Source organism: Streptomyces nogalater (assembly GCF_039532885.1).
Lineage (GTDB): Bacteria > Actinomycetota > Actinomycetes > Streptomycetales > Streptomycetaceae > Streptomyces > Streptomyces nogalater.
This window is the reverse complement of sequence record NZ_BAAASM010000054.1, coordinates 180,651-199,437: the sequence shown is the minus strand read 5'-3', so window position 1 is coordinate 199,437 and position 18,787 is coordinate 180,651. Positions and strand designations below refer to the sequence as shown.

15 protein-coding genes and 2 pseudogenes are annotated in these 18,787 nt (G+C 71.6%); 8 read left to right on the top strand and 9 right to left on the bottom strand.

Annotation, left to right across the window (positions count from 1 at the left end):
- Nucleotides 1-213 precede the first annotated feature (213 nt).
- Nucleotides 214-1,689 (bottom strand): MFS transporter, encoded by a 1,476-nt coding sequence (locus ABD350_RS30240; RefSeq protein ID WP_344352005.1) that lies wholly within the window; start codon nucleotides 1,687-1,689, stop codon nucleotides 214-216.
- A gap of 360 nt (nucleotides 1,690-2,049) precedes the next feature.
- On the opposite strand from ABD350_RS30240, the gene ABD350_RS30235 reads away from it, so the two are divergent.
- Complete coding sequence (locus tag ABD350_RS30235) at nucleotides 2,050-2,421, top strand: ArsR/SmtB family transcription factor (RefSeq protein ID WP_344352003.1); 372 nt, start codon at nucleotides 2,050-2,052, stop codon at nucleotides 2,419-2,421.
- Nucleotides 2,422-2,624: 203 nt separating this feature from the next.
- On the opposite strand, the gene ABD350_RS30230 is transcribed toward ABD350_RS30235, so the two are convergent.
- On the bottom strand, nucleotides 2,625-3,803 hold the full coding sequence (locus ABD350_RS30230) for an IS701 family transposase (RefSeq protein WP_344352002.1): 1,179 nt from the start codon (nucleotides 3,801-3,803) through the stop codon (nucleotides 2,625-2,627).
- Between the two features lie 259 nt (nucleotides 3,804-4,062).
- Between ABD350_RS30230 and ABD350_RS30225 the strand changes: the two are divergent.
- Nucleotides 4,063-4,185: pseudogene (locus tag ABD350_RS30225) on the top strand (IS701 family transposase); the annotation flags it as partial.
- A gap of 316 nt (nucleotides 4,186-4,501) precedes the next feature.
- Nucleotides 4,502-6,487: a hypothetical protein gene (locus ABD350_RS30220; protein WP_344352000.1), complete on the top strand. Its 1,986-nt coding sequence runs from the start codon at nucleotides 4,502-4,504 to the stop codon at nucleotides 6,485-6,487.
- Between the two features lie 75 nt (nucleotides 6,488-6,562).
- Here the strand turns inward: ABD350_RS30220 and ABD350_RS30215 are convergent, their stop codons facing one another.
- From ABD350_RS30215 to ABD350_RS30205, 3 genes and pseudogenes are all read right to left on the bottom strand, one after another.
- Complete coding sequence (locus ABD350_RS30215; protein ID WP_344351998.1) at nucleotides 6,563-7,228, bottom strand: hypothetical protein; 666 nt, start codon at nucleotides 7,226-7,228, stop codon at nucleotides 6,563-6,565.
- An 89-nt stretch (nucleotides 7,229-7,317) separates the two neighbouring features.
- Nucleotides 7,318-7,769, bottom strand: a pseudogene (locus ABD350_RS30210) (transposase); the annotation flags it as partial.
- A 136-nt stretch (nucleotides 7,770-7,905) separates the two neighbouring features.
- Nucleotides 7,906-8,949: a LysR family transcriptional regulator gene (locus tag ABD350_RS30205; RefSeq protein ID WP_344351996.1), complete on the bottom strand. Its 1,044-nt coding sequence runs from the start codon at nucleotides 8,947-8,949 to the stop codon at nucleotides 7,906-7,908.
- 183 nt (nucleotides 8,950-9,132) lie between these two features.
- Between ABD350_RS30205 and snpA the strand changes: the two genes are divergently transcribed.
- On the top strand, nucleotides 9,133-9,822 hold the full coding sequence (snpA, locus tag ABD350_RS30200; RefSeq protein ID WP_344351994.1) for a snapalysin: 690 nt from the start codon (nucleotides 9,133-9,135) through the stop codon (nucleotides 9,820-9,822).
- Between the two features lie 144 nt (nucleotides 9,823-9,966).
- On the opposite strand, the gene ABD350_RS30195 is transcribed toward snpA, so the two are convergent.
- Nucleotides 9,967-10,599 (bottom strand): TetR/AcrR family transcriptional regulator, encoded by a 633-nt coding sequence (locus ABD350_RS30195; RefSeq protein ID WP_344351992.1) that lies wholly within the window; start codon nucleotides 10,597-10,599, stop codon nucleotides 9,967-9,969.
- Between the two features lie 93 nt (nucleotides 10,600-10,692).
- On the opposite strand from ABD350_RS30195, the gene ABD350_RS30190 reads away from it, so the two are divergent.
- Together ABD350_RS30190 and ABD350_RS30185 are read left to right on the top strand one after the other, a co-directional pair.
- Entirely contained in the window at nucleotides 10,693-11,637 is a 945-nt protein-coding gene (locus ABD350_RS30190; protein WP_344351990.1) for a beta-ketoacyl-ACP synthase III, read from the top strand.
- Between the two features lie 188 nt (nucleotides 11,638-11,825).
- Complete coding sequence (locus ABD350_RS30185) at nucleotides 11,826-13,307, top strand: MFS transporter (protein WP_344352111.1); 1,482 nt, start codon at nucleotides 11,826-11,828, stop codon at nucleotides 13,305-13,307.
- 298 nt (nucleotides 13,308-13,605) lie between these two features.
- Here ABD350_RS30185 and ABD350_RS30180 read toward each other — a convergent pair whose 3' ends face one another.
- Nucleotides 13,606-14,619: a zinc-binding dehydrogenase gene (locus ABD350_RS30180; protein ID WP_344351988.1), complete on the bottom strand. Its 1,014-nt coding sequence runs from the start codon at nucleotides 14,617-14,619 to the stop codon at nucleotides 13,606-13,608.
- Between the two features lie 98 nt (nucleotides 14,620-14,717).
- On the opposite strand from ABD350_RS30180, the gene ABD350_RS30175 reads away from it, so the two are divergent.
- A complete protein-coding gene (locus ABD350_RS30175) occupies nucleotides 14,718-15,311 on the top strand; it encodes a TetR/AcrR family transcriptional regulator (protein WP_344351986.1) in 594 nt (197 codons plus the stop codon).
- Between the two features lie 290 nt (nucleotides 15,312-15,601).
- On the opposite strand, the gene ABD350_RS30170 is transcribed toward ABD350_RS30175, so the two are convergent.
- The gene (locus ABD350_RS30170) at nucleotides 15,602-16,501 is read right to left on the bottom strand and encodes a dioxygenase family protein (protein ID WP_344351984.1); all 900 of its coding nucleotides are present in this window, start codon (nucleotides 16,499-16,501) and stop codon (nucleotides 15,602-15,604) included.
- Between the two features lie 93 nt (nucleotides 16,502-16,594).
- Nucleotides 16,595-17,533, bottom strand: a complete 939-nt coding sequence (locus ABD350_RS30165; protein WP_344351982.1) for an AraC family transcriptional regulator — start codon at nucleotides 17,531-17,533, stop codon at nucleotides 16,595-16,597.
- A gap of 178 nt (nucleotides 17,534-17,711) precedes the next feature.
- On the opposite strand from ABD350_RS30165, the gene ABD350_RS30160 reads away from it, so the two are divergent.
- Nucleotides 17,712-18,698, top strand: coding sequence for a LysR family transcriptional regulator (locus tag ABD350_RS30160; RefSeq protein WP_344351980.1), 987 nt, complete (start codon nucleotides 17,712-17,714; stop codon nucleotides 18,696-18,698).
- Nucleotides 18,699-18,787: the final 89 nt, after the last annotated feature.

Sequence of the window (18,787 nt, the reverse complement as noted above, 5' to 3'; positions counted from 1 at the left end):
GCAGCCCGGGGAGACTTTGGGAAGTCCGGCCTGTTCATGACGGAGCAGAGTTGGCAGCTCGGACAAGGTGAGCGACTGGTGGGAACACTGGTCCTTGCTCGGTCAGACAGAGAAGTTCGGGCCCGGGAGTGAGCTGTCGCTCGGGTCCCCGGGCAGCCCGGACGGCGGGTGGGGAGCCGGGCGGGACGTCCGGCCGTGCCCGCCGTCCGGGGTTCAGCGGGTAGCGAGGGCCTCTTCTTCGCTGCCGGGCGCGGGTACGGCGGCGGACGCCGGCTGCCGCCTCAGGGCGAGCGTGACGAGCAGACCGACGACCATGCCCGCCGCGGTGAGCAGCACGACCAGGAACTCGCCGTCCGCCCGGGCCGCCGTCAGCGCCTGGCCCGCCTTGCCGTCGGTGCCGATCTCGGCGATGACGGTGAAGATCGCCAGGCCGATGGCGTTGCCGATGTTCAGCGCGGTCGAGGCGATGCCGTTCGCCACGCCCTGCTCCTGTGGGGCGGTGCCGGTGGCCGCGGCGATCCACATCGCGGTCCAGACGATGCCTTGGCCGACGCCGGACACGATCAGGCCGGGCACCAGCATGGCGTAGCTCGCGTCGGAGTCGAATCCGAGGGCGAGGCCGGCCGTGCCGACGATGCCGACGACGAAGCCGATGACCAGTGTGGTGCGGGTGCCGATCCTGCCGGCGAACCGTTCGCCGAGCTGGGTGCCCGTGGCGATCGCGAGCGACGGGATCAGGAAGCCGAGGCCGGTCTGCAGGGCGCTGTAGCCGTGCACGCTCTGCATGAGGACGGTGAGGAAGTACGGCAGGACACCGAAGGTCGCCATGTAGAGGAAGGTGACGAGCATTCCCACGGTGAGGTTGCGGTTGCCGAACAGCCGGAACGGCATCAGGGGGTCGGCGCTGCGCGACTCGACCACGGCGAAGAGCGCGAGCAGCACGACGGCGAGGACGAACGCGCCGGCCACCAGGCCGTCGCCCCAGCCCCGCTCGGGGCCCTCGACGAGGGCGAACACCAGCAGCGTGGAACCACCGGTGACGGTGAGGGAGCCCGGGAAGTCGAACTTGCGGCGCTCGGTGCGGGCCGGGTCACGAGGGATGACGAACAGGGCGCACAGGGCGACCAGGCCGCCGAAGGGGACGTTGACGAAGAAGACCGACGGCCAGCCGAAGTTATCCGTCAGCACACCGCCGAGGAGGGCACCGATGGTCAGACCGCTGGCCCCGGCCCCGCCCCAGACCGCGAGGGCCCGGTTCCGCTTGGGGCCCTCCTCGAAGAGGGTGTTGATCAGCGACAGGGTGGACGGCAGCAGCAGGGCACCGGCGATGCCCTGGACGGCGCGGGCCGCGACGATGACCTCGGGGCTGGGCGCCAGACCGCCGGCCAGCGACGACACCGCGTACATCGAGAGGGCGAGGACGAACATCCTGCGCCGGCCGAGCAGGTCCGCCGCGCGCCCGCCGAACAGCAGGAAGCCGCCCGCGAAGACGACGTAGGCGCTGACCACCAGTTGCTGGGTCTGGCCGGGGAAGCCGAGCTCCTGGCCGATCTCGGGCAGCGCCACGAACACGATGTTCAGATCGAGGCCGTAGAGCAGTTGTGCGAGGGCCAGCAGCGTCAGGATCCAGCCCAGGTGGCGTGGGGCGCCGCCCGGGCTTCCCTGGTCCGGCACTGATGTAGAGGACATGACAGAAGGGCCCCTTCTGGATCTGGCGGCGTGGTTCTCGAAGTTGTGGAACGCGCGTTCTCTCGTGGCCTGGAAGCCCGGGCGACGCGCCCGACAGCCCGAACGGCGCCGCATCATCACGACTGTTCGTATTCTTACGTACCGATTATCGTTCGGCAACTCTAGTACAGTCGAACTATCGCGAGTCCGCCACCGGCCCGTCCGGACGCGGGCATGCCGAGAGGAGATCCATGCGGGAGATCAGCCCCCGAGAGGCGCCGAGAGGGGCGCCGGACCGGCGGCCCGCCACCCGGAAAAGACGCGAACGGCCCGTAAGCGCCCAGGTGATGGAAAGTATGAATGTCGCGGTACTGTGGCGATATGAGCCGCCATCCAGACCGCGACCAGATCCGGATCGAAAGCGTGCTGTCCGCGCTGGGCAGCCCCGTACGACTCGCCGTCGTCCGTGTACTCGACGCGGGCGGGGAACACAACTGCGGCAGCGTCCTGGGGCTGCTGGGGATCACCGCCAAGTCCACGATGACGCATCACTGGCGCGTACTGCGCGAGAGCGGTGTCATCTGGCAGCACCCCTCCGGCAGGGAGAACCTGCTGTCCCTGCGCCGCGACGACCTCGACGCGCGCTACCCGGGCCTCCTGGACGCCATCCTGGCGGGGGCCGGCGACGACGAGGCGCTGGAGAAGGCGCACCGCCTGATGGCTGTCGGCGGCCGGGCCCGACCCGAAACCTGACCCGCGCGTCCGGGACCGGCACGGCCCACGCCTCCCCCGCAGCGGGTGCGCGGCAACGCGACCTGTCGTCACCGCCACCCCTGTGAGGAGCCGTCCCGAGCATTTCGCTGAATACTGCACCTTACGTACGGGGGTGGCCCTCGACGAGGGCAGCCTCGACTTGCGGAAGTCGCAGGGCGGACCGGTGCCGCCCTCGTGCCGGGTCAGGCGCAGGCGCTGTCGGGTGCGGCGAGGGCCATGACACGGCTCCGCGCGGTCAGCCGGGTGAAGGCGTGCGCGGCGGAAGCCATCGTCATGTGATGGTGCCAGCCGGGGTAGGAGCGGCCCTCGAAGTCCTGAACACCGAAGTGGCCGAGGTCCCGGACGGCCGGCTCACCGGCGGCGGCGTGCCGGGCCAGGGCGAGTACCTCCTCGGCCCGCCAGTCGGCCAGGCTGGTGATCCAGTAGCGGGCGCCCGGCCCGCCGACGCCTCCCGGGCCGGCCAGGGTGCGGTAGACGCGCGGCCCGCCGGACGGTTCTCCCGCCCGTCCGGGCAGTCGCACCTCCCCGCAGTGGACGGCCAGCCACTCCGGCCGGCCGGTGACGGCCCGGCGCACCACCACCGGCGGCCGGCGCGGATGGCTGCGCGCCAGCAGGTCACCCAGGCCGGCCGACGGGGCCATGCCGTACGCCGGCAGCGCGGGTTCGGCCGCGTTCACCTCGCAGACGAAGTCCAGCCCGCGCCGCGCGAGCCCCTCCACGACCGTGCCCGCCTCGGCGGTACGGCGCAGGTCGAGCGCCCATGGGATGCCCGACAGCGAGGAGTCGGCGGACACGTCCGCCGCGAAGTCCAGGATGTGCCCCCAGGCCGGGCGAGCGGTGACGGACGGCGGTATACGTGCCCGTGCGCGCCGCTCCTCGTCCGCGCACCAGGACTCCTCCAGCAGCAGACTCCAGTCCACCGGTACGCAGCCGATCGCGGCGGCCAGGAAAAGCCCCGTCGCCAGTTGGCAGTTGACCGTCCGGCCCAGCTCGGTGTCGAAGCGGCGGTGCACGCCCACGGAGTGCACACCGCGCTTGGGGATCGTCAGTTCGGCCACGGTCCAGGCCCGTGGCAGTCCCTGCGCGGCCACGGCCCGGGCCAGGCTGCGCCGGACCGGACCCCAGTCCAAGGGACTGGCGTTGATGAACTGCTGTAGTCCGTGGGCGGCCGCGGGAGCGGGTGAGACCGCCTTGGCCAGCCGCTGCAGCGTCTTCTTGCCAGGCACACTCAGCAGGGCGCCGAGATACGCATGCGCCCAGCGACGCTGGTCCGCGCGCTGGAGTGGTTCGAAGACCTCCTCGGCGAAGGTCCGGAGCTCATGAGTGCCGATCGAAGGTGCGCCTAAGGTGCCTGCCGGCATGCTGAAGCCTCTCCCCCTGGCATCGGCCGCGCCGATGTACGGTGCGATGCTCGATGCATATGCGCAATCAACCCCGGGACAAAATACCTTCTCAGACGTCAGTTTCCGGGGAGCGGTTGACGACTTTCCAATCTTTCCCCGCCACCTGCGGGAACACATCGGCGTCCCGCGCCGCCCCGCACGGCCGGGCCGCCTTCCCAGGGAAGCGGTGGTAAGCGGTTCCGGTTTCGGACAGCTCATCCCACTCCGCGCCTACTGACCGGCCGACACCACACTGGACGAACTCATACGCATCGCGGGCAGCCGCTGGGCTGTTGAGGAATGCCTCCAGACCGCCCAGCAGGAGTGCGGCCCGGACGACCACCAGGTCCGCCGCGATCCGAGATCCGACGGCTGATCACCCGCCTCACCGGCCGCCGTCCCAGGGCCGCAGTCGTGCAGGTGTGTGCGCGGACCCTGCCCAGGATTCCCACTCGGACACGTGACGTGGAACACGTCCGTTAGCGGCGGATAACGACGAACCGCCTGGGTTGGGTACGTTGCCAGGTCATGGTCATGCCACGTAGAAAAAGGGGCGGCGCGACACACACCAGCAATGTCCTGCCTCCGAGTTGAGGGGGTGGGGCCAGAAGGGACATTTCGTGTTTGGCGCATCCAGAACCAGCATAAGACCCGCTGTGAAGCGGGCTGCTGTCGGCATGGCGGCGCTGCTGATGTTTAGTGTCGGCGGAGTGGCTCAGGCTGCATCGGATCCGGCACCGGCGGCAAAGCCCGACCCGAATGCCGCACCGCCCAAGGTGCATGGCCCTGAGAAGCAGACGCGGGCCGCCGCGGCAGGTGCGCGTCCGGCTTCGGGGAAGTCTCCTAAGGCGTCTCCGCTGTCGAGGAACGCGGCGCCGAGTGGGTTTCAGCGGGTGACCTCGCAGAAAGTGCAGCTCAAGAATACTGTAACCGACCCTGACGGCGACAAGGTCAATCTGACCTTTGAGGTGTGGACTGCCAACGCGGCTGGTGAACCGGTTGCCAAGGTCAAGCTGAACGACTCCACGTATGGGGTCATTGTGTCGCCTTATGTGGAGTCCGGGGGCACGGCCACCGTTGATGTACCGGTGGGCAAGCTGGCTCTGAACACCAACTACGTGTTCCACACCAATGCCTATGACGGCTCGCTGTACGAGACCGTGTGGTCGCCGTGGGCAAAGTTCCGTGTGGAGCTGCCGGTTGACCTGACGCTGCCGACTCCGAACTACAGCGCGCCCAACCCGAACCACTACGACGCGCAGGTGCCGAACTACTACCAGACCAAGCCTCTCGGCCAGCCGGGTACGCCGCTGGCGGCGCGCTCCACGACGGCGGCCAAGAGTGCGGTGGAGCAGTGTAGCGAGCCGGATGCGGACGGCCGTCAGGTGTGCTTCGGCAAGTCGGTTCCCGCGCCCAAGGGCAAGGCACCGCACGCCAGTGCAAAGGCCGGTGTGGCGGCGGCGACCGCGGGTGTGGAGTGGTGCAACACCGACTTCGAATCCATTCTCGCGACCCGGTTCACCGAGTGCGATGTGCGGTCGGTGCCGGTCATCATCAAGATGGACGGTGTGCCGCAGGCCGTTGCGAAGTTCATGTTCCTGCGGATGATCCAGCTCGACGGACAGAACTCCTTCACCGAGCACCTGACGATCGAGCCTGCGCAGCAGATTCCGCCCGCGTTCCGTGAAATAAACTTCGTGGGCTGGAATCACCTGTGTGAGGACTCGTGTACGCCGCAGGAGCAGCCCGCGTCGGCGTGGACGGGCAAGACGTGGTGGGTGCCGGGTGAGATGCATTCGGCGTCGCTGACCACGCCGTTCACCTGGGATACGTCCGCCTCGGGTCAAGAGTACCTGTACAAGCCCGACATTCAGATCGACGCGAACATTCTCCCTGCCGACGGGAAGTTCCGTCCGTTTGTGACCGGCTATCAGTGGTCGTTGGACTACGACGGCGGCACCGAGGATCTCGACCGTATCCGATGCGACACCCCCGCTGCGGGCGCTTCGGACGGAGTGGTGCCGGGCTGCGTGTTCGTCAACCACGCCCCGGTCTACACGTTCAACGCGAAGGCTTTCCCGCAGGCCGCCGCGCATGCGTGGCTGATCCAGAAGGCCACCCCCAAGCATCCGGGTTCGATGGCCGATCAAAAGCCGCTGTACTACATGGGCGATGAGGCGCAGAACGCCCGTTCGCGTAACCGGATCTGCCCCACCGGGTGGGCCGCGGACAACGGTGACGCCTCGGCTCTGGTTGACGCGGCGGATACGTTGAACTGTGACGAGTTCGCGTTCGCCTCTTCGTACAACAGCGGCGGTATGTCGGCTACGGAGGGCGGCCTGAACCCGGCGATCCCGGCGGGGAAGACCACCCCGAACGGTGACGCGTGTATAGGCACCTACGCCAAGAAGCACGGCAGCATGGTCCACCTGTTCTCCCTGAACGGCACCGACCCCACGTTCAGCGAGGTGTGCGGCCGGTCGGCGATCTCCGGCATGCACAACCAGGAATCCATGGGTGGACACTTCGCGAACTTCATGAAGCAGATGCGCATCAAGGACAAGGATGCGTACTGGCTGGACACGCGCATGGATGACGGCGGTACCTGCCGTTACGGTGTCGGCGGCGGTCAGCCGGTGATCTGCCAGCTCGCAGCGCAGTAACACCCCCGCTCCAACCGGCACCGGTCCCCACCCTCTTAGAGGGTGGGGACCGGTCGCTGTATGAGTGGCGGGAGATCAGGGCTGGAGGATGAGCAGTCCGGGGAGGTCGCCGGCGGTCACGGCGGCCTGGTCGATACTCACGCCTGTGTAGGCACCCACGGCGGTGAACACCAGCTCGGGAAGGCGCTCGCCGTGTTCCTCGTAGTAGGCCACCACCTCATCCGCGCTGGCGTCGGGTATCGAGGGGTACACGGCACCGGCGGAGGCGAGGGCCTGGTCCAAGGCGCTGTCTTGGCTTGTAGTGGTGCCGAAGTCGGCGCGGTAGGCGCTTCCGTCACCGGGGGCGTGGATGATCAGAGCCGGGGGGCGGAACCGGTTGAGGGTCAGACAGAGGATCTCTTCGCCCTCGCAGGGCACCATCGACTGCACCTTGCCCTGGTAGCCCATGGACCAGGTGGCCATGCCCCAGTTCTCCAGCACATACGTCCATTCCCCGCATGTGCCGTACATGACGGCGTTCACCGAGGGGCTCGGCTGCCCGGGCACTACAGCCGGGGCGCGTAGTTCGGTGTAGAGGGTGCGGGCGTCCAGCTCGTCGAGGTCGGCGCCCAGGTTGATGAGGAACTCGTCTTGCTCTACTCCTTTGGCCAGGGTGAGGGAGATCCCGCCGCGCATGCCTCGCACGCTTGGGTCGTCGGGGGTGTGGTGGTGTGTGCCTATCCACGCGATGCCGTCACTCATGGCGGTCACACTATCGACCTGAGGCGCGCGACACAGGGCGGGGTGATGAGCGGACGCGAGCAGTGACGAGGTCTTGCCACTCGTTACGACTAGATGGCCGCGGTCTTCTCGTAGCGGGCGGCGATCCCTCGCCACTGCTTCGAGCGGTTGATGCAGAGTTCGACCGTATCGCGCTGCTTGTATGCCTCGTGGTCGAAGGCGGGGGGCCTGCCACCCCGGCTGCCGCGCCGCAGACGGTGTCTGCGTTGATCGGCCGACACGGGGATGATCGCCCGGATGCCGCGCCGCCTGAAGTGTTCACGGATGGCCCGCGACGAATACGCCTTGTCGGCAAGGAGGGCCTCTGGCCGGGTCCGGGGCCGGCGGTTGCCGTCGGCCGTGAGATGGATCTTCGTGGTCAGCCCGCCGCGGGACCGGCCGATGGCGTGGTCGTCCGGCTCGCCGGCCGGGGCCCCTTTTCGCGGGCTCCGGCCGCGTGCTGGTGGGCTCGCACGAACGTGGAGTCCACCGGGACGACCCAGTTCAGCTCCACGCCGTCGTCCCCTGCAGGCGGGACCCTCGGTACGTCAGCCCGTATCCGCACGAGGTGTCCACGGCGCGCGAGCCCGTACCCGCGCGACCGCCGGCCGCGCGGGCCTCCCCTGGCCCGGCACCGGGCCGTGGCCTCGCCCGGAGGTCTACCCCGTGCGCAGATCGGCCGTCAGCGGCCGTGGCCGGCGTGCCGGCGAGGTGCCCGTGTCGGGGTGGTACGCAGGCGGGCGGTCCGGCACACGGGGAGTCTCCGGTCCGCTGCCCGCCGCGCGGCCGAGCCATTCGCGGTAGGCCGGTGCCTCGCGTGCCACCGTCCAGTAGGCGTCCTCCAACTCCTCATAGACGGAGTCCAGTTCGTGCTCGGTACGGGCCGCCAGCAGCAGCCGTACGCCGATCGGGTCACCCTCCAGGGGGCGGATCGCGAGATCAGGTCGCACCGGGGCGGTCGGCTGGCTGACCGTGACCACCTCGCCGATCGCGGCCAGCGAGTAGGCGGTGAGGTAGTCGCCGTGCAGCATCTCGGCGTCGAGGCCCGGCGCGCGCAGCACCCGGCACAGGGCGTCCCACTCGCCGTCGACCGTGGAGTCGACCATCCAGCGGTCGCCGGCCAGGTCGGCGAGGCGCACCTCGGAGCGTGCCGCCGCCGGATGGTCCGCGGCGAGCGTGACGAACTGTGGTTCCCGCTCGACCAGCACCCGCAGACACAGTCCGGGCGGCACGCGCAGCGGACTGCCCTCGACCTCGTGCACGAAGGCCATGTCGAGCCGGCCGGCCGCGACCATGCCCAGCAGCGCGTTGGCGGACACGCTCATCTGCAACGTCGGCTCGATCCCCGGGCGGCGGGCCCGCAGCAGTCGCAGCCAGCCCGGGATGGCCCTGCTCGCCGTGGCCCCAATGCGCAGCTGGAACCCGCCGGCGGCACGGGCCGCCGCCGCCCTGGTCTCGGTGACGATCGCCGTGAGCTCCGCCACCAGCGGCCTGGCCCGGCTGAGCACCGCCAGCCCCAGCGGGGTGGGCCGGCAGCCGGTGCGGGCGCGCACGAAGAGCTGGGCGCCGAGCGCGCGCTCGATCCGCCGTAGCTGGGTGCTCAACGAGGGCTGTGCCAGGCCGAGTTCCCGGGCCGCTTTGTGCAGGCTGCCGGTGTCGGCGATGGCGCAGAGCACACGCAGATGTCTCACCTCCAACTCCATGGGGGGAGCGTAGGGCGGCACGGAACACGACACCAGATGTTCAAGTTACAAGGAAAGCGGACGAGTCGGCCGGTGATAGCCCGGAGCTATCCCCAAGTGCCATCATTCCCCGCCGTGTTGGGCTGACCGAGACTCACTGGCAACCGATCGTTCAACCCCACAGGACGAGAAGGAGCCCTCCCCATGGCGTCGTTCCGAAACAGCACCGGGTCCAAGAGCACCAGGAGACTCCTGGGCCTGGCACTCGGCCTCGGACTGGCCTCCGCCGCGCTCGGCACCGCGAGCCCCGCCGGGGCCCAGGACACCGCCCCGGCACCCGCCCGCACCGTTGCCGCCGGCTACGTGGCCGGCGCCGAGGACGCCGGCACCAAGGCGTTCTTCGACGCGGTACTGAAGTCGGTCGCCAAGCGGCAGGCCGAGCAGCCCTCCCTACAGGCGGTGACCGTCTACTACAACGCCTCACAGGCCCCGAGCTTCCGCACCCAGATATCGAGCTCCGCCTCGATATGGAACAGCTCCGTGTCGAACGTCAAGCTCCAGGCGACCTCCAGCGGCGGCGACTTCGCCTACTACGAGGGCAACGACTCGCGCGGGTCCTACGCCTCCACCGACGGCCACGGCCGCGGCTACATCTTCCTGGACTACGCGCAGAACCGGCAGTACGACTCCATCCGCGTCACCGCCCACGAGACCGGCCATGTGCTGGGCCTGCCCGACCACTACAGCGGGCCGTGCAGCGAGCTGATGTCGGGCGGCGGCCCCGGCCCCTCCTGCACCAACCGCTACCCGAACGCCACCGAGCGTTCCCGGGTCAACCAGCTGTGGGCCTACGGTCTCGCCAAGGCGGTCGCGCAGGTGACCAAGACGGGCTGACCACGAGGAACCCCACGGGCCGGCTTCCCCGCAGCCGGCCCACCACGCCCACCACGGACCGCGGCACGGGGCCCGCGGTCCGTGGCCTTGTACCGCCGCGGTCCGCGGGCTTGTACCGCCGCGGACCGTGGCACCGTACCGCCGCTACCCGGCCGGGCGCTCCGGGCGCGGGCCGAGCAGGCGGTCCAGGGCCCGCCGGGTGCGGTCCGTGGCGTCCGGCGCGGCGAAGAGCTGGATCTCCTGGTTCAGGGCCATGAAGAGGCCGATCAGTTCGAACACGACCTGGTCCGGGTCGGTGTCCGCCGGCAGGTCGCCCGCCGCCACCGCCGTACGCGCCTCGGCGGCCAGACGGCGCCGCCACACCCGGGACATCCGGGCCACGGCCTCGCGGACGGGGCCGCCACGGGCGTCGAACTCGATGGAAGCCGTGGTGAAGAAGCAGCCACCGGGGAAGACGGCACGCCCGGCGTCCAGGTCGAGGTAGGCGATCCAGGCCTCGCAGACGGCCCGCAGCCGGGGCAGGCCCGGCTCCACGTCCGCCGCGGGCTCCCACACCAGGCGGGAGAACGCCGCCGCCGCGCCCTCCACAGTGGCCAGCTGAAGGGCCTCCTTGGTGCCGAAGTGCCCGAGCACACCGGCCTTGCTCATCTTCAGCTCGGCGGCCAGCCGCCCGATCGTCAGCCCTTCGAGACCGTGGCACGAGGCGAGGGCGATACCGCGCTCGACGATGCGCTGCCGCGTCCTGCGGGCTTCGGCCACGGAATTGCGAGGGCTCATGCCGACCATCGTAGGCGAGGGGGCCCGCTTCAGCTTCCGACCGATCGGTTGCTATATTCCGGGCACCTGGAACCGAGCCGAGGAGATCACGCCGTGCCGGGAAGCCGTATCGCCGCCCTGGGTCACTACCAGCCGACGCGCGTCCTGACCAACGACGATCTGGCCGCCACGGTCGACACCAGCGACGAGTGGATACGGCGCCGTACCGGCATCGCCACCCGCCGTATCGCCGCCCCCGAGGAGTCCGTCACCGACATGGCGGCGGCCGCCGCGAGCAAGGCGCTGGCCGCGTCGGGGCTGGAGCCCGCCGACATCGGACTGATCACCGTGGCGACCTGCTCGGCCATCGACCGCTGCCCCTCCATCGCCGCCCAGGTCGCCGGGCGCCTCGGTCTGCCCGCTCCGGTGGCCTTCGACCTCAACAACGGCTGCGCCGGCTTCTGCACCGCGCTGGCCTGCGCCGATCACTCGCTGCGCGCGGGCGCCGCCCGGCATGCCCTGGTCATCGGCGCCGAGAAGATGTCCGACGTCACCGACTGGACCGACCGCCGTACCTGTGTACTGCTCGGCGACGGGGCGGGCGCCGCCGTACTGAGCGCCTGCGCCGAGGAGGGGATCGGCCCGGTGTGCTGGGGCTCGGATCCCACCCGCGGTGACGCGGTCCGGCTCACCGGCGACTGGCATCCGCGCTTCGCGCAGGAGGGGCAGACCGTGTTCCGCTGGGCCACCGGCGAGTTGCCCGGCATCGTCCGGGAGGCCTGCGCGCGGGCCGGTCTGACGCCGGCCGAGCTGGCGGGCGTGGTCACCCACCAGGCCAATCTGCGGATCATCGACGCCGTCGTACGGCAACTCGGCCTGCCCGAGAGCACGGTGATCGCCCAGGATGTCGTGGAGTCCGGCAACACCTCCGCCGCGTCCGTCCCGCTCGCCCTGTCCAAGCTGACCGAGCGCGGCGAACTGCCCAGTGGCGCCCCGGTGTTGCTGCTCGCCTTCGGCGGCGGCCTGTCCTGGGCCGGCCAGGTGGTCACCTGCCCCTGAACACCGCACCCCGGCAGCGTCCGCGCTGCCGACTTCCGGCCGGCCCGTCACATCGCTGTGACGGTGAGACATAAAAGTGCCTTCTTCCCCGCTCGCGGACGGCTGCCCAGGATGGAGCCCGTAACAAAACAGCTCCCATGAAAGGCACACGCATGTCCGCTCGGACCGTGCCCGCCCCCGCCTCCAGGATGTCCCGCTGGTTCGCGCTGGCGATCCTCTGCGCCGGCCAGTTGATGGTGATCCTGGACGGCACCATCGTGAACGTGGCGCTGCCGGCCATCCAGGAGAGTCTGGGCTTCTCCTCCTCGGCCCTGGGCTGGGTCGTGAACGCCTATCTGATCCCGTTCGGCGGCCTGTTGCTGCTCGCGGGCCGGTTCGGCGACCTCTTCGGCCGCACACGGGTCTTCGTCACCGGTCTGGTCATCTTCACCGTCGCCTCCCTGCTGTGCGGCCTGGCGCAGAACGCGACCGTGCTGCTCGCCGCCCGGTTCCTCCAGGGCGCCGGCGGCGCGGTGACGTCCTCCGTCACCCTCGCCATGATCGTCACCATGTTCACGGAGCCGGGCGAACGCGCCCGGGCGATCGGCGTGTACAGCTTCGTCCAGTCCGCCGGCGGGACCCTCGGTCTGCTGCTGGGCGGTGTGCTCACCCGGGCCGCCGGATGGCACTGGATCTTCTTCGTCAACGTACCCATCGGGGTCGCCGCCGCCGTCCTGGCCCAGCGGGTGCTGGTCGCCGAGCGGGGCGCGGAACGGGGCAAGGGCACCGACGCGTTCGGCGCCGCACTGATCACGGCCGCGCTCATGCTGGGCGTCTACGCCATCGTCGCGGCGGCCGACCACGGTTTCGGCTCCGTCCGCACGCTCGGCTTCGGCCTGGTCGCCCTGGTCCTGCTCGCCGCGTTCGCCGTACGGCAGGCCAGGACCGGGAACCCGCTGCTGCCGCCCCGGATGTTCCGGTACCGCGATGTCTCCGGTGCGCTGGGCACCCACGCCCTGATGATCTCGGGCATCTTCGGCTTCCAGTTCCTGGTCGTGCTGTACCTGCAGAAGGTGCTGGGTTTCGACGAGTTGGAGACCGGTGCCGGTGTGGTGCCCGTCTCGCTTCTGATCGGGCTCATGTCGCTGTTCCTCGCTCCCCGGCTCATCGGCAGGTTCGGAGCCCGGGCCGTGCTGCCGGCCGCGCTCGTGCTGATCTGCGCGGGCCTGGGCATCCTGGGGCGGATCCCGGCGGACGGCGCCTATCTCACCGATGTGTTCCCCGCGACCGTGCCGCTCGGGATCGGCTTCGGCCTGGCGATGCCGGCGCTGGCCGGACTGGCCATGTCGGGCGCGACCCCGCAGGACTCGGGCCTGGCCTCCGGGATGTTCAACACGGTGCAGCAGGTGGGCGCCTCCCTCGGACTCGCCGTGCTGAGCGCACTCGCCGCCTCGCACACCGGCGCCCTCCTGCACGACGGCGCCTCCCGCGACGAGGCGCTGACCGACGGCTACCGACTCGCCTTCCGGGTCGGCGCGGTCTTCGTCCTGGGTGCCCTGGTGATCGCCGTGACCGTCCTGCGCGGTCCGCGCGGGACCGCGAGCGCCGCCTCCGCCTCCGGCCCCGCCTCCGCCTCCGGCCCGGCGTCCTCCCGGCCTGCGGAAGCCGACAACCCGCCGGTGACACCCTGAGCCGGCCGGGTCGCGACGACGCGACGACCGGCCGACATCACCGCGCGGGTGTCGCCGGACCGAGACCTGACGAGGTATCAGGACGGACGATGTACAGGGACGACGGCTGTGCGTCCCGGCCGCCACGACGGGAGCCACGATCGCCAAGTGCGGCCGGCCGCTCCGCGTTCGGTGCCACGTGCGCGGGGGTCACGCGGCGGTCCTCCGAGAGGGTGCTCGCCCACGGGTGAAGTCCGTCCGGTGGCAAGGAAGTCGGGCCGCGGGACTCCACTCCGTGCCGGAGGAGGGGCACATCGGCTCACGGGCGCAGGATCAGCCGGATCGGGTTGCCCTCCTTCTTCTCCAGGCGGGCGACCGCCTCGGCGGCCCGGCTCAGCGGGAGGGTGGCGCTGATGGAGCCGGAGAAGTCCAGGCGGCCGGCCTGGACGAGGCGGAGGAGCTGGGGCAGGGCTGTCGTCATGTCCGAGCCGTAGTGGCCGAGGACGCGCTGCTGGAGGTAGCTGAAGCGGGTGCCGTCGGTGAGGGTGAGGGGCTGGTCGGTGAGGCCGACCAGGACCAGGCGCCCCTTGGGGGCGAGGACGGACACCGCCTGCTCGCGGACGGCCGGCACCCCGGCGAAGTCGAAGGCGGCGGCGAGCCCCGCCCCGCCGGTCGCCGCCGCTACCGTCTCGCGCAGGCCGGGGTCGGCGGGGTCCAGGGCGAGGTCGGCCCCGGCGGCCAGGGCGCGTTCCCGGGCGACGGGGTTGGGGTCGACGGCGACGACCGGGCACGCCCCGACGGCCCGCAGCAACTGCACCGCGTGCACGCCCAGTCCGCCCACGCCCCAGACGCCGGTCGCCTCCGCGGGACGTACGGCGCCGGTCTCGGTGATCGCTCCCCACGGCGTGGAGACCGCGTCGGGGATGATCGCGCCCTGCTCGAAGGGGATGGAGTCGGGCAGCGGGGTCAGGGCGTGCGCGGCGGACAGGGCGAACTCGGCCCACCCGCCGTCGTAGTCGACGCCGCGCGTGTACGTCACTCCGTTGCGGTGCTCACCGGCGTGCAGCACCACGCGCTGTCCGGGCGTCCAGTCGGTGACGCCGGCGCCGGCCTCGGCGATGGTGCCGGACACCTCGTGGCCGAGGGTGACGGTGTCGCCGCGCAGGAGGAGCGGTGTGAGGGTGCCGTCGATCAGGTGGACGTCGGACAGGCACACCCCGGCGGCCTCGACCTTCACCAGCACCTCTCCCGGGCCCGGCTGGGGCCGCGGCACCTCCTCGACCCGCAGGGTGCGGCTCGGTACGTGCAAGCGGGCCGCGAGCATCGTCTCCATGACATGGCCTCCTTCGGGATGGCGCCCGGCGCTGTATCGCAGGTCGACTTGCGTTAACCGTACACCCAACGCAAGTGCGGCTGCTTTAAGCTGGGACGATGCACGGTCCCCAGTCCCCCGAGCCCGCCGTCCCGCCCCTGCGCCGCCGCGGGGAGCGGATGCGGCGGGCGGTGCTCGGTACGGTGGTCGAGCTGCTGTCGACCCAGGGCCTGGCCGGCACGACGGTCGCCACGGTCGCGCGCGCGGCCGGGGTGCACGAGACGTCGATCTACCGGCGGTGGCGGACCCGGGAGAACCTGATCCTGGACGCGCTGGCCACGGAGCTGGACGCCGCGCTGCCGATCCCGGACACCGGGGTGGTACGGGAGGACCTGCTGCGTTTCCTCACCTCGCTGGGGCGGCTGATCGCCACCGCGCAGGGGCGGGCGCTGCTGCGGCTGAGCGTCGAGCGGGACGAGACCCTGGAGGACCGGCGCGGGCCCTACTGGAGCGATCGCCTCGAACGCGCCAAGGTCATCGTCCGGCGTGGCGTCGAGCGCGGTGAACTGGCCGCGGACACCGATCCCGGCCTGGTGATCGAGGCCGTCGCAGGCCCCCTCTTCGTCCGTGCGCTGCTCAGCGGAGCCCCCCTGGACGACACGCTCGTGGCGGGTCTGGTCGACCTGACCCTGGAGGGGGCCCGGCCCCGGTGAGCCCGGGCGCCGGCGGATCGCCCACGAGCCGGCCCGGCGCCCGGCGCCGGTAGAGCCCGGTGGAGCGGCCGGACGGCCACGGTCGGTGGACTTCGGGCCGCCGGATGGCCGGCGAGGGGAACACCGGGGCCGAGGAGGTCACGCCTGCCGCCCCGCCGGAGGCCCAGGCGGCCGGTGGTGGCCGCCGGAGGACTTCCCCGGCGAGGCGGGCAGCGTGCTCCGGCGGGCCGGTGCCGGCCGTGACCGGCAGACCGGTGCCCGCCGTGTCACGGCCGTCGCGCCGCGCTCTCTCAGACCGCGCGCCACAGGGCCGGTACGGCCGGGGGTTCCCAGCCCGGCTGGGCGGTGTGCGGCTGGAGGCAGACGTAGCCGCGGCCACCGTAGGTGACCTGGTCCCCCGTCCGGTACGCGGTGCCGACGGCCCAGGTGCCGCCGGGCGGTGTGGGGCCGGGGCCCGGGTCCTGCGCCACGTCGAGGACGAAGTCGAACGCCGCCTCCCGGCCGCCGTTGCCGTCGCGCACGGTCATCAGCAGCCGTGGGTCGAAGATCGAGTCGGTGTTGTTGCGCGGCTCGTTCGGGAAGTACAACTGCGTGGTGAGTACGGGCCGGTTGGGGGCCTGCACCTTGACGTGGATGTGCCGGGTGCGCCCCGGGTACAGGCCCGGCACGATCGTGGTGAGCGCGAAGGCGCCGCGCGAGTCGGTGTACTGGTGGCCCCGGAACCGGAACCCGGTGTTGTCGTAGGCGCCGTTGTTGTCCGCCTGCCAGAAGTCCAGCAGGACGCCGGACAGGGGACGGCAGGCCCGGCCGAAGACATAGCCGGACACGGTGAGCCGGGTGCCGGGCAGGCCGGGCTCCAGGAGGCTGGTGCGTTGCGGCGAGTTGGGCTTGAAGTAGGGGCCTTCGATCTGCTCCGGGGTGGGATCGTCGCCGTCGTCGCACGGCGGGGTGAGCTGGGGCTCCGTACCGCTCGCGGCCAGGGAGCGGGCGAGGGCGGGGCCGCCGGTGAGGGCCAGCGGGATCGCGGCGGTGGCCGCGAGTGCCGCGCGCAGCACCGTCTTGCGGCGGACGAGCCGGGCGGACCCGGATGTGTCCGGCGTCTCCGCGCCGTGTGCGCCGGTGCCGTTCGGGTCGGCGCTGTTCCGGTTCATTCCGTTCCGGTCGGTGTCGTGCGTACCTGCTCCGTCCATGTGTCTCCTCCTCCTGTGGGGGCGGACCTGCGCCTTTCGCCTGTGCGGGCGGATCCGTGGGGGCGGGCGCCCGGGGCCGGACCGGCAACGAACCTAGGCGTGCGACGGCGGGGCTTCGAGGGACTGATGAGGGCGGCTGTGGTGTTTTCGGAAGTCGCCGGGGCTGCTGCCGGTCTCCCGCCGGAAGAACCGGCTGAAGTAGGCGGGGTCGGCGAATCCGGTGCGGGCGGCGACCTGCCGTACCGACAACTGGGTGTGGGCCAGCAGCCGTTGCGCCTGGTAGGCCCGGGCCTCGATGAGCAGCCGTCCGGGTGGGCGGCCGGTGGCGGCCCGGACCGCCTGGGTGAGGTAGTGGGGGGTCACACCGAGCCGGTCGGCGCACTCCCGGACGGACCAGGTCGCCGCCTCGGGGCGGGTGATCAGCCGGGCGAACGCCTCGGCGACGGCGGCCGGCCGGCCCTGGGCGCGCGGGTCCCGGCCGGTGCCGGTGCGTCCCGGCAGCCGGGAGGCGCGCACGACGAGCACATGCAGCAGGGAGCGCAGCACGCTCTCGTGTCCGGGGGCCCGCTCCCGGTGCTCCGCGACGAGTTCGGTCATCAGGCACCGGACGGACCGGTCCTGTTCGGGGTCCAGGGCGAACCAGCACCGCTCGCCGAGCTCCCGCAGCACCTCGCGGTCGTGGGGGTGGTCCACCAGGAAGTCGTCGGTGAACAGCGCGAGCGTCCCTTCCGGTCCCCGGCCGCCCTCCCAGTGGTGCACCTGGCCGGGCAGGATCACCGCCAGGTGCGGGGGGCGCAGCGGCCAGCGCGCGAGGTCGACGACATGGGTGCCGGAACCGGCGCTGACGTGGACGATCTCGTAGAAGGTGTGCCGGTGCGGCCGGTCCCACCTGGACAGCGGCCCCACGGCCTCGAAGGAACCGGCGGCGAAGGGCGGGGCGCCGGGCCCGGCCACCTCCAGCCGGTGCAGGGGCACGTCCCCGGCCGCGGGCGGCGAGCCGGGGGTTCCCGGTAACACGGTGGTGCTGCGCATCGGCCATGCTCCCCTTTCTCCAGGACCTGCCGGGCACCGCACGGGCGCGGATCAGGTACAGACCAATCGCGTCGCTGTGACCATGCCACGGACCGGGACACCGGGAAACAGCGAAACCCGCCCCTCTGGTCCGTACCAGCCTCTTGCCCCGGGCCCGCCCACCCCGCAAGCTCCCCTCATGGAGCTGGAGTTGCGGCATCTGAGAACGATTCGGGCCATCGCGGAAGCGGGCAGTCTGACCAAGGCGGCGACGGCCCTGGGACTCGCCCAGCCGGCGCTCAGCGCGCAGCTCAGGCGCATCGAGCGGGCCCTGGGCGGCACCCTCTTCGAGCGCGGACGGTTCGGCGTACGGGCCACCGCCCTCGGCGAGCTGGTCCTGGAGCGCACCCGGATCGTGCTGCCCGCGGTCAGCGAACTCCAGCGGGAGGCGGCCCGGTTCGCGCGCGCCCGGCGCGACGGGGAGCGGCTGCGGCTCGGCGGCACCCACGGTCCGCTGCTGGGCGCGCTGGTGGACCGGCTCGCCGACGCCGTCCCCGGTACCACCGTGACCACCTGTGCCTCCTGGTCGGAGCGGGAACTGGCGGAGCTGCTGGCCGAGGGGCGCCTGGACTTCGCGCTCGCCGGCGCCTGCGGCTCCGCTCCCCCGCCCGACGCCCCGCAGCTGGCCTGGGAGGAGGTCGCGGTCGACCCGGTGTTCGTGATGCTCCCCGACGGCCATCCGCTCGCCCGGGGCCGGGAGGCCGACCTGGCCGCGCTCGCCGACGAGGAGTGGGCGTGCGTCCCGGGCGACGGCTGTTTCGGGGACTGTTTCACCGCGGCCTGCGCCCGGGCCGGTTTCACGCCCCGCCGCATGTACGAGACGGACACCGCGTCCTGTGTCCATCTGGTGCAGGTGGGCCGGGCGGTGGGCCTGTGCCGGGCCACCTTCCCGCCGACGCCCGGGCTCACCACCCGTCCGCTGGCCGGAACCCCGCTGGTGTGGCGGCATCTGCTGGGCTGGCACCGGGCCGGCCAGCGGCCGGAGACGGTGACGACGGTGCTGGCGCAGGCCCGCGCGGCGCACGCCGGCGTGGCGGCCCGCAGCGACAGCTACGCGCACTGGCTCGCGCGGCGCGAGGACCGGGACGCCGCGGCCCGGCACCGCCGCACCGGTCTGGCCTCCTGAACGCCCCCGGTTCACACCCCCGTCATCCATAACGCGGGGGCAGGGGGTCGGCTGACGTCTTATCGGGCGGGGCGGGATCTCCCTACGGT